Source organism: Mycobacterium sp. IS-3022 (assembly GCF_001500065.1).
Classification (GTDB): domain Bacteria; phylum Actinomycetota; class Actinomycetes; order Mycobacteriales; family Mycobacteriaceae; genus Mycobacterium.
In genome coordinates, this window is the sequence record NZ_LQIN01000012.1 from 170,249 (window position 1) to 184,849 (window position 14,601).

Below are 14,601 nucleotides of genomic sequence, written 5' to 3' on the forward strand. Positions count from 1 at the left end.
ATTCCTATCACTGTGCGCTCACAGATGCGCCGACGTCTATGCCGTACAACTCCGCGGCATTGCGCCAGCAGAGTTTGTCGCGCTGTTCGGCGGAGTACGCGGCGGGCAACTTCAGGTCGTTGAGCTGCCAGTGGGGATAGCTCGACCCGTACATCACCATGTCGTCCTTGCCGGTGAAACCCAGCCATTCCCCGGCATACTCCACATCGCCGGGGCCGTCCATCGCCCCCTGCACGAAATACGTGTGGCCCGGCAGGTAGTCGCTGGGCATCCGCGGCGCCCACGGCGTCTGCTCGAGGTGCGGCCTGCCGAAGCAGTCCATCCGCCACATGAACGGGGTCATCAGGTCGGCCGCACCGTCGGCCCACACGAACTTCAACGTCGGCATCCTTTCGAATACCCCTTCGACGATGAGATTCATCAGGTGGTACAGGTAATTGAGCGCCATGAAGCTGACGTAGTTCTCGTACGTCCTGGGCACCCCGGACGGTGTCGGCGCGAACTGGATGCCGGCCCCCACTTCGATGTGCACCGCAACAGGCAGGTTCGCTTCGACTGCGGCCTCCCACAGCGGCCAGAACTGCGGCTTGCCGTACAGCTCGCGGGACTGCAGCGGGACACCGATCTGCACCACCCGCGGATGGTCGGCGTATTTGGCGATCTCCCGCAGCGCACCGGTGATGTCGTCGGGGTTGACTCGGATGGTGCCGCGGAACCGGTCGGCGTACGGATTGTCATCGAGCCAACGCGTGACCATCAGCTCGTTGTGTGCCGCCGCGATCGCGGTGCCGAGGTGACGATCCGGCATGATGCCGCGCGTCATCGGGTGCAGGACAGCGACATCGACGCCGCGTTCCTCGAACAGCTGCCGACCGACGAAGTCGGGGTCCGACCCGGGATACATGCGGTCGCGCTCGGTTTCGGGCGCGTAGTCGCCGCCGGGCGCGCCGTACCAGTCCATCTCGTAGTCGGGGAACCCGCGGCTCTTGAACGGCTCGCGCATGAAACTGCGCAGGTCCTTGTTCGACTTGCTGAAGATGTGCACGCTGGCGTCGATGAGCGGCGTGTCGACGGGCGTCGAGCTCCCGTCCGGGTGTTGCATCACCAAGGCTGTCCTCCGATGTCATCCGGCGGTCGGCGGGCGCAGGACAGCGCCGCGCGAAGCGCCGAACACCTCCAGTGTAAAGCGTTGTTCTTCAATCGCAAGAATCTAGTTCTCAACAAATCGCTTACTTTTGCGCAGGTCAGGGTGCGCGCTGGTCAGCTGCACGACGCGACGGCCATGAAACGGGGTAGTCAAATCGGGAGAACGATTACGACATCATAGGAGAATGTTATTCTCGCCAGGACGCGCTGCACATCTCTGAGGTCCCCGGGAGGCTTGGTGTTACTGGAGTTCGACGCCGATCAGCGACTCTGGCAGGAGACCGTGCGCGACGCGGTCACCAAGCAGTGCCCGGCCTCGCTGGTGCGTGGCATCGCCGAGAACGGGGTCGACCCGACGCCGCTGTGGAAGACCTACGTCGACGCCGGCTGGACCGAGTTGGCCGATCCGGAGAACGCGGTCGAACTGGCGATCGTGCTCGAGGAGCTGGGTCGAGCCACCGATCCGACACCGTTCCTGGCCACCCTGACGCAGTTCGCGCCGCTGGCCGGGGAGCGTTTCGATCCCCAACAAGCCGGCACGGCGGTGTACGACGGCGTCGCCGCGCACCGGGTCGCCGACGGCTGGGTGCTCAACGGCACGGCCCGGCACGTCCTCGACGGTGACCGCGCCGAGCGGTTCGCCGTCGTGACCGAGGCGGGCGTGTTCGTCGTCGACGCCGACCGGGCCACCGCACGCCGCAGCCCGGTCTTCGATCCGGTGCTACACGTCGCCGAGGTGTCGTTCGTCGACGCCCGGGTGCCCGACACGGACCGGGTGCGGGTGGACGCCGAACGGGCCCGCCACGTCGCGCTGACCGGCATGGCCATCACCACGGTCGGCGCGTGCCAACGCATTCTCGACCTGGTGCTCGGGCACGCCAAGCAGCGCCAGCAGTTCGGCGTCGCGATCGGTTCGTTCCAGGCGGTCCAGCACAAGGCCGTCGACATGCACGTCGCGACCGAACGCGCCCGTGCGCTGTCGTACTTCGCGGCGCTGACGATCGCGGCCGACGATCCGCGTCGCCGGTTGGCCGCTGCGATGGCCAAGGCGTCGGCGGGCGAGGCGCAGGCGCTGGTGTTCCGGCACGGGCTTCAGCTGTTCGGCGCCATGGGTTTCACGTGGGAGAACGACCTTCAGTTCGCGCTGAAACGGGCCAAGGCCGGCGAGCTGCTGCTCGGCGGTGCCGCGGAGCATCGCGCGGTGATCGCGGACGAGTACAGGAGCAACGGTGCAGCTGACTTTTGATTCCGACGTCGAGGAGTTCCGCGCCGAGTTCGCGGCCTTTCTCGACGAGCACCTGCCCTCGGAGGCGCTGACGTTGGAGCGGCCGCGCTCGGTGTCGCACATGCCGCAGTGGGCCCGCGACTGGCAGCGCCTGCTGTTCGACCACGGCTGGCTGCTGCCCGCGCAGCCCCCGGAGTTCGGCGGGCGCAATGCGACCGTCGTGCAGCAGTTCGTCCACCTCGACGAGCTGTGCCGTCGGCGCATCTACCACAGCTTCAACCCGCAAGGCGTCAACATCGTTGCGGCGTCGTTGATCTCGTTCGGCTCGGAGGAGCAGAAGCACCGTTGGGCGGTGCCGGTGCTCAAGGCCGAGATCACCGCATCGCTGGGGATGAGCGAACCGAGCGCCGGCTCGGACCTGGCCTCGTTGCGCACCCGTGCGGTGCTGGAGGGCGACCATTTCGTGGTCAACGGCCAGAAGGTGTGGACGTCGGGCGCGCACGACGCCGACTTTCTGCTGACATTCGTGCGCACCGACCCCGACGCCCCCAAGCACAAGGGCATCAGCGCGCTCATCATCCCAACCGACACACCGGGTGTGGTGTGCCGGCCGTTCGCCGACATGACCGGACAAGACAACCTCGACTTCAACGAGGTGTTCTTCACCGACGCCCGCGTCCCGGCCGAGAACCTGGTCGGACCGCTCAACGGGGGTTGGGGTGTCGCCAACGGGTCGCTCGGCCACGAGCGCACGATGATGTGGCTCGGTTTCGCCGACCGGATCGACAACATGATCGCCGACTTCCGGCCGCGCACCGAACTGCAGCGTGACCAATACGCCACCACGATCATGGATTATCAGGCGCTGCGGGCAATGGGCTCGGCGGCGTTGGCGCGCGCCGCACGCGGCGAGATGGACACCGCCTCGGTGTCGGTGCTCAAACTCTTCGGCTCGGAAGCCGAACGTCAGGCGATGGAGAACGCGTTGGCCGCGGCCGGCGCCGACGGGCTGATCCATCCGTCGACCTCCGGGCCCTACGAGCACATGAACCTCGACCACTACTTCGCGAGCTGGTTCGAGCGCTACGCCCGCAGTTTCGGCGGGACCATCGCCGGTGGTACCTCCGAGATCCAGCGCAACATCATCGCCACCCAGGTGCTCGGGCTGCCACGGCGCTGACGACGGTGACCGAGACGCTCGATATCGACCGGTCGAAGCCCGGCACCGTTGTCCTGCAACTGAACCGGCCCAAGCAGCTCAACGCGATCAACGAGGTGATGCGCGACGAGCTGACGCGGACCCTGGCGCAGCTGGCCAGCGACACCTCGGTGCATTCGGTGGTGCTGACCGGTGCCGGGCCCGGGTTCTGCTCCGGTATCGACGTGCGCAGCTTCGGCCCCGCGGTGCCCGAGGCGTCGGCGCCGGCGATCGAGCGGATGCGTTTTCAGGAGGCGATGGCCGCACTGCCGCAGGCGATCCGCGCGCTGCCGCAGCCGGTGATCGCGGCGGTGAACGGCCCGTGTGTCGGCGCCGGGCTGGCCTTGTGCCTGGCCGCCGATATCCGCATCTGTTCGACCGCAGCGACATTCGGCAACGCCGCGATCCTGCTCGGCTTGTCCGGCGCCGAGATGGGCATGAGCTATCACCTGCCCAGGATCGTCGGGACCAGCGTCGCGGCCGACTGGATGTTGACGGGCCGCACCGTTTCCGCCGAGGAAGCCGACCGGCGCGGACTGGTAAGCGAGCTCGTCGAACCGGACCGGTTCATCGAGCGAGCGGTCGAACTGGCTACGACGATTGCGGCCCTGTCGCCGCTGGGTGTCCAGTTGACCAAGCGTGCCCTGCAGGCCAACACCGATGCGTCGCTTGACGCCGCGCTCGAACTGGAAAACCGCAACCAGGTGCTCAGCCACGCCACCGACGAGGCGGCGCAGCGGCGGCGCAAGTGGTCGGACACCTGACGCACGAAAGGACGACCTGTGGCGTGGGACTTCTCGACGGACCCGGAGTGGGCGGAGCAACTGGCGTGGGTCGAGCGGTTCGTGCGCGAAGAATGCGAACCGATCGACTACATCGTCAAGGAGTCGCACGACCTCAACGACCCGGTGCGCCAGGCGCTGATCCCGCCGCTGCAGGAGATCGTCAAAGAGCGGGGACTGTGGGCCACCCACCTGGGCCCGCACCTCGGCGGGCCCGGCTACGGTCAAGTCAAACTGGCGCTGCTCAACGAAATCCTCGGCCGCTCCGAGTGCGCGCCGATCGTGTTCGGCTCGCAGGCACCCGATTCCGGCAACAGTGAGATTCTCGCCCACTACGGCACACCCGAACTCAAGCAGCGGTATCTGGAGCCGCTGCTGGACAACCGGATCGTGTCGTGCTTCTCGATGACCGAACCCCACGGCGGCGCGGACCCGAAAGTGTTCACCACCACCGCGGTTCAGGACGGCGAACATTGGGTGATCAACGGCGAGAAGTGGTATTCGTCATTCGCGTCGATGGCGTCGTTCATCATCGTCATGGCCATGACCGACCCGGATGCGCCGCCCTATCAGCGGTATTCGATGTTCGTGGTGCCCGGCGGCACTGCGGGTGTCAACGTGCTGCGCGACGTCGGGCTCGGTTACCAACCGCTCGGCGGTGGCGGGCGCGAGGGGTATGTCCGCTACGAGAACGTCCGCGTACCCGACGATCACATGCTGGGACCGCGCGGCGGCGCCTTCGTCGTCGCGCAGACCAGGCTCGGCGGCGGACGCATCCACCACGCCATGCGAACCGTCGGTCTGGTGCGGCGGATCTTCGACATGCTCACCGAGCGGGCGGTGTCGCGCCACACCCAGGGGTCGGTGCTGGCCGACAAGCAGATGGTGCAGGAGATGATCGCCGACTCGTGGATGGAGATCGAGGCGTTTCGGCTGCTGACCCTGCAGACCGCGTGGAAGATCGACAAATACAACGACTACAAGGCCGTTCGGGCCGACATCTCGGCGGTCAAGGCGATGATGCAGAAGGTGTTACACGACGTGTCGGCGCGGGCGCTGCAGTTGCACGGGTCACTGGGCACGTCGCACGAGATGCCGTTCGTGCAGTACCTGACGGAGTCGTTTGTGCTCGGTCTGGCCGACGGGCCGACCGAGGTCCACAAGGTGACGCTGGCGCGGCTGCTGCTCAAAGACGTCACGCCGGCGCCTGACGCGTTTCCGTCCGAGCACCTGCTGCGGTTGCGCGCAGCCGCCGAAGCCAAGTTCGCCGACAAGCTCGCGGGTATCCCGCGGAACTGACTGGGAGGGCCTCGATGTCCTGTGACGGCAAGGTCGCGCTGGTGACCGGCACCAGCCGAGGGTTGGGAAAGGCCATCGCGAAGCGGCTCGCCGCCGAGGGCGCGACCGTCGCGTTGACCGCCCGAACACTCGAGCCGGACCCGAAATACCAGGGCTCCCTCAGCGAAACACTGACGGAAATCGAGACCGAGGGCGGGACGGCGGTCGCGGTGGCCGCCGACCTGTCACAGAGCGACGAGCGCGAGCGGCTGTTCGCCGAGGTGGTCGAAAAGGTCGGAGCCCCCGACATTCTGGTCAACAATGCGGCGGTCACCTTCTTGCGACCGCTGGACTCGTTTCCCGAGCGGCGGGTCCGCCTCATGACCGAGATGCACGTGATGGCCCCGCTGCACCTGACACAGTTGGCCATTCCGGCCATGCGTGCGCGCGGCCGCGGCTGGGTGCTCAACGTGACGTCTGTCGGCGGCGACCTGCCCGATGGTCCGCCGTTCTCCGAGTTCGACCGCACAGCCGGTTTCGGCGTCTACGGGACGGTCAAGGCGGCGCTGAACCGGCTGACCAAAAGCCTTGCCGCCGAACTGTATGACGACGGGATCGCAGTCAACGCCGCCGCGCCGACCAACCCGGTCGCCACCGAGGGCGCCGGCGCGCTCGACCTCGCCAAGACCGACACCGAAGACATCTCGCTGATCACCGAGGCCGCGTTCCAGTTGTGCACCGGTGACCCGAAGACGCTGACCGGTCGCATCGCCCACACCCAGACGTTCCTGAAGGAGATCGGCCGGCTATGACGCGCGAGTGTGGGATTGTGTCACGCCATCCGGCGGTTCCGCGTGACGGTAACCCACGTCCGGCGCACGATGGGGCCGTCGAATGAAGGTCCAGCCTGCCGCGTATCTGCGCACCACACTGCCGCTGGATCTCTCGGTGCTCGACAGCTTGGACAGCGGCCGCTACCACTCGATTTGGCTTCCCGACCATATGGTCAGCTTCTGGCCCGACTCGATCTGGACACCCGAATTCACCGATCTGGCAAGCGTTTCGCCGTCGCCGCACCGACACCTCGACGGCATGGCTGTCGCGGCCGCCGCGGCGGTGTTGACCCGTAACGTGCCCCTGGTGACCAGTGTCGTCGACACCGTCCGGCGCCACCCGTCGCTGCTGGCGCAGAGCGCGCTGACCATCGACCATCTCGCCAAGGGACGCTTCATCCTGGGCCTGGGTAGCGGTGAGACCGAGAACACCGTGCCGTATGGCTTCGACTTCAGCAGACCCGTCAGCAGGTTCGAAGAGGCACTGCACGTCATCCGGCTGCTGTGGGAAAGCGACGGTCCCGTCGACTTCGACGGCCGGTTCTACCGACTGCGGCACGCGCGTCTGGACACCGAACCGTACGACGGTCGGCTGCCGCGGATCTGGATCGGCGGCAGCGGCCCCCGCACGCTCGACATCGTCGGGCGCTACGCGGACGGATGGTGGCCGACGGGGGCGTGGACGCCGGAGGACTACGCGGAAAAGCTTGCCGCGGTGCGGCTGTCCGCCGACAAGGCGGGTCGCGACCCGGCGGCGATCACGCCGTGCTTCATCCAGGTGTGCCTGGTGGGTCGTGATGACGCGGCGATCGCCGAGATCCTCGATGCGCCGCTGGTGAAGTCCTTCCTGCTGCAGGTGTCCGCCGGGGTGCTGCGCAAGGCGGGCTTCGAGCATCCGATGGGCGAAGATTGGCGCGGATACCAGGACATCGATCCCGCGGTGCTCACCCGCGAGCGCATCGTCGACTTCCTCGAGCGGGTGCAACCGGAGATGATCCTGGCGATGGTGCCGCACGGCACACCCAAACAACTCGCACGCGTCATCAAGGAGTACGTCGACGCGGGCTTGCGTGTGCCGAAGATCATGGATTACGGCGCCATGGCGGGCCTGCGGTACACCGCGCAGTCTGCGCAGAACGTGCGCGAGGTGGAGGACGAGCTGATGCACCTGTGCGGAGATGTGCAATGAATGATCTCGACGCGGGGGAGATACTCGCGCGCGCCGAGGGCGCAACCGGGTTGCACGACTACAGCGATGCGACACTGCCCGAGCGGTTTTCGTTGGTCGTGGACCATCTGAATTCGGTCGGCATGGACGCCGATGGCCGGCGGCGGGCCGCCGAGGTGTGCCACTGGTTGCTGACCTCGCGGCTGGAGTTCTTCGCCGACCGTCGCCGCTATCCGCTCGCCGAGGAGGTCATCGAGGCGCCGATGTTCGTCACCGGCGAACCGCGCTCGGGCACCACGCTGATGCACGCGCTGATGTCGGTGGATCCGGAATCCCGCGCGCCGCGGTTCTGGGAGGTGATGTACCCGTCACCGCCGCCGGGCACCGTCGAGCGCGACGATCCGCGGCGCGCACGCGCGGACGCCGACTGGCGCGAGATCAACGCGAAACTGCCGAAGTGGTTGCACAGCCATCCCTACAACGACATGCTCGGCGACGGCCTTCCCGAGGACGAACGCACCTGGGCGTTCGACTTCCGGGTGCTCACACCCACCGCGTGGTGGCGGGTGCCGATGCAGACCGTCGTCGGCGGGTTGCCCACCGACCCGTCGGCGCAGTACCGGATCCACAAGGCGATGCTGCAGCAGTTCCAGTTCCGTCGGCCTCGTAAACGATGGGTGCTCAAGGGGTTCCACGGATTCCGGCTGAGAGAGTTCTTCGACGCTTACCCCGATGCGACGTTGCTCTGGCTGCATCGGGACCCGGTGCAGGTCGCGGCGTCGCGCACGATGATGATGGCCGACATCGGTGAGGGCATCGTCGGCCCTGTCGATCTGCAGGCTGCCGCAAAGATGCACCTTCAGTTGACCCGCGAGAGCATCGCCAACACGATGACCAATCCTCTGGTGGACGATCCGCGGATCCTGCACGTGCGCTACACCGACTTCGTCGCCGATCAGGTCGGCACCGTGCGTCGCTACTACGAGTTCGCGGGCCGGGGGCTCAGCGCGGATGCCGAAGCCGCGATGCGCACCTATCTTGCCGCCAACCCGGGCGATCGGCACGGTAAGTTCCGGTACTCCACTTCGCTGCTGACCGACATCGGCGAAGATCTCGACGCGTTGCACGATGAGTTCCGGCCATTCCGGGAGCGTTTCGGCGTCGAAATCGAGAAACGGGGCTGAGGTGACCGACGAACGGGTGTCGGTGCACAGCGTCACGTTCATGGGCGAGTCGCTGCGTGAGATGGAGTCGCATTGGCGCGCGCTCGGCGTCCGGCGGCTCAGTCTGATCGACTCGCAGTTGGCCGAACCGGATCTGGCCCCGATGGTCGCGAGCGGGTATTCGGTCGAAACGGTGTATCACCTGTTCTCGTCGCGTGATTCGCTGTTGCGGGTCATCGACGCGGCCGCGACGGCCGGAACGCGCGTGGTCTACATGCTGACCGGCGGGCGCGGTGGGCTTGACTGGGCCGACGCCGCCGAGCGTTTCAGCGATGCGGTCACGCCGTGTGTTGTGGCCGCCGAGCAAGCGGGTGTGGCGCTGGCGATCGAGAACGCGTCCAGTCTCTACGCCGACATCCACATCGCCCACAGCTTGCGCGACACGCTCACGCTGGCGGAGATAGCCGGGTTGGGGATCTGCATCGACCTTTTCCACTGCTGGGCCGAGGCGGAATTGCCGGCACTGCTCGAACGGGCGTTACCGCGAACGCAGGCGATCCAGTTGAGTGACTATGTGCTCGGTGACCGCGCCCTACCCGCGCGTGCCGTGCCCGGTGACGGCGCCATTCCCATCGAGCGCTTCGTCGCCGCGGTGCTCGAGGCCGGATATCCACATCACTTCGACCTCGAACTCATCGGGCCGCGCATCGAGCGGGAGGGCCGCCTGGAGGCGTCCCGGCGCGCGTGCACCGTGGTATCGGCGATGCTGGAAGAACGCGACGGCTAGGAGAAGGCGATGGCGTTCGGAGACGGCCCGGATGATGCGGCGCTGAAGTCGGCGTGGGAATCGTTCTGCGACCGATTGAAGGCGGCGGGGGATCGGGTTTTCAAGGACCACAACCCAGCGTCCGGAGCCCAGCGTGTCGACGGATTCCGGTTCCTGACACAGAATCTGGGCCAGGCCTTCGACCTGGCACTGGAGACTCGGGACACGCGATACCCGATGATCCACACCTTCTGCCATCCCAGCCGCAAACTCGGTGGCGACTGTGCGGATTTCCTCTATCAGCAGGCGTGGATCGACGGGACGTCGACATACCGCATCACCGGTGAATGCGGCACGGCCAGCTTTCTCAACATCACGGTGCAGGGGCCACGCCGCGAGGGTCCCGGTGTGTTGCACGAACCGTTCGGCGATGTGCCCGAGGCCAATCTGACCGGCGCGGAATTGCGCACGGGGGCCGACGGAAATTTCGAGATCTACATCGGCGGGCCGCCGCGCGGCCGGAACTGGCTGCCCACCACGGCGGGGACGCGAAAGCTGTTCATCCGCCAGGGTTTCGACCGCTGGGACGAACGACCGGCCCGGATGCACATCGAGCGCGTCGACATGGAATCGCCCCGTCCGCTGCCGACTGCGGCCGACATGTTGGCGGCGATCGACTGGGCGGGCGACTTCCTGACCGGGATGATGGCCGACTGGCCGGAATATCCCTTCGCCTACGGCGGAGTCGACGCCGACCTGCCCAACGCGTTCCCGGAGATCGCGTCGACGGGCGCGGACGCGAAGCGAGGTCGAGCCGCGGTGAACATGCACTGGCGGCTCGCGTCCGACGAGGCGTTGGTCATCGAGTTCGAGGCCCACGACGGGCTCTGGATGCTGACCAACATGGGTGCATTCTTCACCAGCATGGACTACCTGTACCGTCCCGTGAGCTACACGCCCAGCCGCACCGCGGTCGACGCCGACGGCCGGGTGCGAATCATTTTGTGCCACGACGACCCCGGCTATCACAACTGGTTGGACACGCAGGGTTTCGAACGGGGGAACGTGACTTACCGGCACATGCTCGATGGCGAGCCCGCAACATTGACCACGCGGCTGATCAAGCTGACCGGCCTGCCCGAGGCGCTGCCAGCGGACACCGCGACGGTGACGCCGGCGCAGCGCGCCGCCCAGATGTGGGATCGGTTTCGCGGTGTTCGGCAGCGTTTCAGCCTATAGGCTGACCAGACGCAAATGTCCCTCCGCAGAACGGATTCTGGGGCCTCTTGCGTCTGGTCGCGCTGGAATGTCTACAGCCGTTGCAGCTTGAACGTCCAGAACTGCATGCCGGGCGGACCGTTGAAACAGCCGACGTTGTAATGCGACTCGATGGTGCCGACCAGCGAAACCTCATCCCATGAGTAGGTTTCGCGAGTGGGGAGTACCTGGCCGGGGCACCGCAACCCGTCGGGTACGTCGACGGTCATGGTGTAGCGGCCGTTGACCGCCAGGGCCTGGCCCTCGTAATACGCGTAGAACTTCAGCCGCGGCCGCGCGCTGACATACACGCAGTCGGGCTGCTTGTCCGGCCAGCAGGGACGGATGAACCACAGCCATGACGCGCGGTCATACCGATTGGTGAGCAGATCGTAGTTACCCCAGGTCATCGTCGCCTGCGCCGGCGGCGGGGCGACGAGGCCCGCGGCCATGAGGAGCGCGGCCGCCACGACAAAGATCCTGAAGCGCTTCAACGTCGGTCCTCCCAGTACCCCGCCCCGCTGCTCATCAAAGCATCTCGTTGCGCGCCACGCCTACCGATCAGGCGATGACGGCGGCTTCCTTGCGCTCGGTGATCGGCCGCGCCAGTTCCTGGTCGTCGCAGATGCGCTGCAACTTCTCCAACGTCTCGTCGAGGCCCGGGCCGAGCGGCTTGCTCGGCGTGAACGTCGCGGGCAGGTTGCGCATACCCTGGATGACCCCGATCGTGTCGTAGTGCACGGTGCCTTCGGGATCGCACACGTAGTCGGGCATCCGGTCCAACACGGCGGTCAGCATCGACTTGAAGACGGTCCGTGCCACGTTGGAGCCGACGCACCGGTGCACACCGATGCCGAAGCTGAAGTGCCGGTTGCCCTTCCGGTCGAGAATGACCTCGTTCGGCTTCTCGAACACCGACGGATCGCGGTTGGCCATGGCCCACGACAGCCAGAGCCGCTCGTACTGCTTGAACCGCTGCCCCTCCACCTCGACGTCTTCGGAGAAAGTCCGGCCGTCGCCGGGCGCCGGAGTGAAGAAGCGCAGGAACTCCTCGGTGGCCGGATGCAGCAGCTTGTCCCGCTCGCGGCTGAGCCGGTCCCGTTCGTCGGGGTGCTCGCCGAGCCATTCCAGCGCGTGCGCGGTCAGTGCGGTCGTGGTGTCGAAGCCTCCGCCGATGATCAGCCCCAGGTTGCCGAGGATCTCCATGTCGGGAGCGGGTTCGCCGTCGATGCGCAACTGCACCAGCGCGTTCACCAGCCCGGGTCGCGGATTCTCGCGGATCTCCATCATGTTGTTGATGAGGTCGATCCCCATTTCGCGGTGCTGCTCGTTGATCTTCTCGCGCTCGGGGGAGTGTTCCGGTGTGTACACCGAGGCGTGGGTGGGCTCGCTGTAGACGTTCCACTTCTTGAGATCGATGCCCATCATCGCGAGCGTGAAGACGGCGGGCACCACGTTGGCGAGATGTTCGACGAAGTCGATGCGACCCGTTTCGATGTGCTCATCGAGGGCCGCGCGGGTGATCTCGTCGACGAACGGTTCCCAACGTTTGATCGCGGCGGGAGACAGGTATGGGTTCAGCGCACCGCGGTAGATACTGTGCTCGGGCTCGTCCATCTCGAGGATGCCGCCGCGAACCACCGTGGCACGACTGGCCTTCGGGATCGTGATGCCCTGAAACGGTGTCTCACCGGTGATGTCATGGTGATTGGACACCGCAGGGCAGCGGGCCAGTTCGAAGACATGCTTGCTGTCCGCGGCGACCCAGTGCCCGTTGTAGGTATCCGTCCAGGCCATCGGGCACCGAGACTGCATCTCGTCGGTGATCTTCTCGAACTGCAGCCGGTATTCCGGTGTGTGCCGGTCGAAGTGGTACCTGTTCTTCTTGCGGTCGTCGTCGGTCGCGACATCGTCGATGGTCACGGCGCGTCTCCTATCGCGTTCTCGGCGGCCGGCGGTAGCGGCGTCATTCGATGACGATGGCCTGTTCCGGACATGACTGCGCCGCCTCCCTGACCAGCTCCTCCTGATCGGCGGGCACCACTTCGTTCACCGGCGACGAATGACCGTCGACATCGTCGAGTTCGAACGAATCGGGTGCGATCATCGCGCACAGCGTGTGTCCCTGGCAGCGCGTTCCGTCAACCGAAACCTTCACTGTCGCCACTCCTTTCGCCTAGTTGTGGTAGTCGTACCACTTCAGGTAACCGCCGGCGTCGACGCGCAACTGCGCACCGGTGACGAAGCGCGCTTCGTCGGAGGCCAACCACAGCACCGCATTGCTGATGTCCTCGGGCTCGATCCACGGCACCTTCATGGCCTGCTGGACGTAGAACACCGGCTCGGCGTCCTTGAGCTCGGGCTTCTCGAGGTCGGGCCGGAAAGAGCGGTACATCGGCTCGCTCTGCAGCATGTTGGTGTTGCAGTTGGTGGGATGCACGACGTTGGCGCGGATGCCGCGCGGTGCGAGCTCGGTGGCCAAATCGTGCACGTAGGCCGACAGTGCCCGCTTGGAATGCACGTAGGCCATGCCGCCGGGGTCATTACCCGGGTCGTTCTTCTGATGGGTGTCCATCAGTGCCGCGGTGGATCCGGTCGCGATGATCGACGCGCCCTCTTTGAGGTGCAGCAGCGACACCTGGATCGCGTTGATCGTGCCGATCAGGTTGGTGTTGATGACGTCGATCCAAGCCTGAAGGGGCGGTTGGCCTTTCATCCCCGCGACGCCGGCCTGCGCGACGACGATGTCGAGTCCGCCCAGCTGGGAGATACCGTCCTCCAGCGCGGCCTTCAACTGCGAGGCCTCGCGCACGTCGGCCTTGGCGGTGACCACGCGCTGACCGGTCTTCTCGATGAAGGCCGCGGTCTCCTCGAGATCCTCCGGGGTGGCCATCGGGTAGCCGATGGTGTCGATGTTCTCGCAGAGGTCCACCGCGATGATGTCGGCGCCTTCCTCGGCCAGCCGTACCGCGTGGCTACGCCCCTGCCCACGCGCCGCACCGGTGACGAATGCGACCTTGCCCTGTACGCGTCCCACTCGAGATCCTTTCCTGTTGTCTTCGCTCGCTATGTGTTTCGGCCGCCGTTGACGCCCAAGATCTGCCCGGTGATGTAGCCCGCCTCCTCGGACACCAGGAACGCGCATGCGGCCGCGATGTCCTCCGGCCTGCCGATCCGGCGCACCGGCGTGGTGTCGATGTTCTGTTGCACCACCAGGTAGCCGCGCTGCTCGGACTTGCGCAGCATCGGTGTGTCGATGAATCCCGGAGGCACCGCATTGACCGTGATGCCGCTGGGCCCGTATTCCAGCGCAAGCGACTTCGTCAGCCCGTTGACCGCCGACTTGGCCGCCACATATGACGACATGTAGGGCTGTCCGGAATGGGTGCTCGACGAGGAGATGTTGACGATGCGGCCCCACCCGGCCTCGACCATGTCGGGCAGCACGGCCTGGATGCAGTGGAATACCCCGTTGAGGTTGACGTCGATCACGCGTTGCCAGTCGGTGAAGGTGAGATCGGTGAAGCGTTTGAACTTCTCCATGCCGGCGGCGTTCACCAGAACCGTCACCGGTCCGAGTTGGGCGCGCACCGCGCCGAGCGCCTCCTCGACCTGAGCGCGGTCGGTCACGTCCGCGGTGAAGGCGAACTCTTCTTCCGAGGGGTTGTTCGGGGGGTTTATGTCGATGACGGCAACGTGCATGCCGTCAGCGCGTAAGCGGTGCGCCACGGCCTGTCCGATGCCCGAACCACCTCCGGTCACGACGGCGTTCTTCATGACTCCGC

At 66.2% G+C, this 14,601-nt stretch carries 15 protein-coding genes; 9 read left to right on the top strand and 6 right to left on the bottom strand.

Annotation, left to right across the window (positions count from 1 at the left end):
* Positions 1-7 precede the first annotated feature (7 nt).
* Complete coding sequence (locus AU188_RS10200; RefSeq protein WP_172799452.1) at positions 8-1,102, bottom strand: amidohydrolase family protein; 1,095 nt, start codon at positions 1,100-1,102, stop codon at positions 8-10.
* Positions 1,103-1,384: 282 nt separating this feature from the next.
* On the opposite strand from AU188_RS10200, the gene AU188_RS10205 reads away from it, so the two are divergent.
* The 9 genes from AU188_RS10205 to AU188_RS10245 all read left to right on the top strand — a co-directional run bounded on the left by AU188_RS10205 (position 1,385) and on the right by AU188_RS10245 (position 10,798).
* The gene (locus AU188_RS10205) at positions 1,385-2,392 is read left to right on the top strand and encodes an acyl-CoA dehydrogenase family protein (RefSeq protein ID WP_059163825.1); all 1,008 of its coding nucleotides are present in this window, start codon (positions 1,385-1,387) and stop codon (positions 2,390-2,392) included.
* Complete coding sequence (locus AU188_RS10210) at positions 2,376-3,551, top strand: acyl-CoA dehydrogenase family protein (protein ID WP_059163600.1); 1,176 nt, start codon at positions 2,376-2,378, stop codon at positions 3,549-3,551. Before AU188_RS10205 ends, AU188_RS10210 begins: the two co-directional genes overlap by 17 nt.
* Before the next feature lie 5 nt (positions 3,552-3,556).
* On the top strand, positions 3,557-4,333 hold the full coding sequence (locus AU188_RS10215) for an enoyl-CoA hydratase/isomerase family protein (RefSeq protein WP_059163601.1): 777 nt from the start codon (positions 3,557-3,559) through the stop codon (positions 4,331-4,333).
* Between the two features lie 18 nt (positions 4,334-4,351).
* Complete coding sequence (locus AU188_RS10220) at positions 4,352-5,650, top strand: acyl-CoA dehydrogenase family protein (protein ID WP_059163602.1); 1,299 nt, start codon at positions 4,352-4,354, stop codon at positions 5,648-5,650.
* A gap of 14 nt (positions 5,651-5,664) precedes the next feature.
* Positions 5,665-6,441, top strand: a complete 777-nt coding sequence (locus AU188_RS10225) for an SDR family NAD(P)-dependent oxidoreductase (protein WP_059163603.1) — start codon at positions 5,665-5,667, stop codon at positions 6,439-6,441.
* Positions 6,442-6,523: 82 nt separating this feature from the next.
* Positions 6,524-7,651, top strand: coding sequence for an LLM class flavin-dependent oxidoreductase (locus tag AU188_RS10230; protein WP_059163604.1), 1,128 nt, complete (start codon positions 6,524-6,526; stop codon positions 7,649-7,651).
* Positions 7,648-8,814: a sulfotransferase family protein gene (locus AU188_RS10235; protein WP_059163605.1), complete on the top strand. Its 1,167-nt coding sequence runs from the start codon at positions 7,648-7,650 to the stop codon at positions 8,812-8,814. The genes AU188_RS10230 and AU188_RS10235 overlap by 4 nt, the downstream gene beginning before the upstream one ends.
* Positions 8,815-8,854: 40 nt before the next feature.
* Positions 8,855-9,580, top strand: coding sequence for a sugar phosphate isomerase/epimerase family protein (locus AU188_RS10240; RefSeq protein ID WP_059163826.1), 726 nt, complete (start codon positions 8,855-8,857; stop codon positions 9,578-9,580).
* Between the two features lie 9 nt (positions 9,581-9,589).
* Positions 9,590-10,798 carry a DUF1214 domain-containing protein gene (locus AU188_RS10245; protein WP_059163606.1) on the top strand — a complete coding sequence of 403 codons (1,209 nt, stop codon included), beginning with the start codon at positions 9,590-9,592 and terminating at the stop codon, positions 10,796-10,798.
* 71 nt (positions 10,799-10,869) lie between these two features.
* On the opposite strand, the gene AU188_RS10250 is transcribed toward AU188_RS10245, so the two are convergent.
* The 5 genes from AU188_RS10250 to AU188_RS10270 all read right to left on the bottom strand — a co-directional run bounded on the left by AU188_RS10250 (position 10,870) and on the right by AU188_RS10270 (position 14,593).
* Positions 10,870-11,310, bottom strand: coding sequence for a hypothetical protein (locus AU188_RS10250; RefSeq protein WP_059163607.1), 441 nt, complete (start codon positions 11,308-11,310; stop codon positions 10,870-10,872).
* A 67-nt stretch (positions 11,311-11,377) separates the two neighbouring features.
* The gene (locus tag AU188_RS10255) at positions 11,378-12,739 is read right to left on the bottom strand and encodes a cytochrome P450 (protein WP_059163608.1); all 1,362 of its coding nucleotides are present in this window, start codon (positions 12,737-12,739) and stop codon (positions 11,378-11,380) included.
* A 43-nt stretch (positions 12,740-12,782) separates the two neighbouring features.
* On the bottom strand, positions 12,783-12,974 hold the full coding sequence (locus AU188_RS10260; protein WP_059163609.1) for a ferredoxin: 192 nt from the start codon (positions 12,972-12,974) through the stop codon (positions 12,783-12,785).
* 18 nt (positions 12,975-12,992) lie between these two features.
* Positions 12,993-13,853 carry a mycofactocin-coupled SDR family oxidoreductase gene (locus tag AU188_RS10265; RefSeq protein WP_059101928.1) on the bottom strand — a complete coding sequence of 287 codons (861 nt, stop codon included), beginning with the start codon at positions 13,851-13,853 and terminating at the stop codon, positions 12,993-12,995.
* Positions 13,854-13,882: 29 nt separating this feature from the next.
* Entirely contained in the window at positions 13,883-14,593 is a 711-nt protein-coding gene (locus tag AU188_RS10270) for an SDR family NAD(P)-dependent oxidoreductase (RefSeq protein WP_059163610.1), read from the bottom strand.
* Positions 14,594-14,601: the final 8 nt, after the last annotated feature.

Excerpts from the sequence above, each read along its gene's own strand:
- AU188_RS10235 (WP_059163605.1), top strand. The coding sequence starts at position 7,648 with ATGAATGATCTCGACGCGGGGGAGATACTCGCGCGCGCCGAGGGCGCA.
- AU188_RS10200 (WP_172799452.1), bottom strand. The coding sequence starts at position 1,102 with ATGCAACACCCGGACGGGAGCTCGACGCCCGTCGACACGCCGCTCATC.
- AU188_RS10240 (WP_059163826.1), top strand. The coding sequence starts at position 8,855 with ATGGGCGAGTCGCTGCGTGAGATGGAGTCGCATTGGCGCGCGCTCGGC.
- AU188_RS10270 (WP_059163610.1), bottom strand. The coding sequence starts at position 14,593 with ATGAAGAACGCCGTCGTGACCGGAGGTGGTTCGGGCATCGGACAGGCC.
- AU188_RS10230 (WP_059163604.1), top strand. The coding sequence starts at position 6,524 with ATGAAGGTCCAGCCTGCCGCGTATCTGCGCACCACACTGCCGCTGGAT.
- AU188_RS10245 (WP_059163606.1), top strand. The coding sequence starts at position 9,590 with ATGGCGTTCGGAGACGGCCCGGATGATGCGGCGCTGAAGTCGGCGTGG.
- AU188_RS10225 (WP_059163603.1), top strand. The coding sequence starts at position 5,665 with ATGTCCTGTGACGGCAAGGTCGCGCTGGTGACCGGCACCAGCCGAGGG.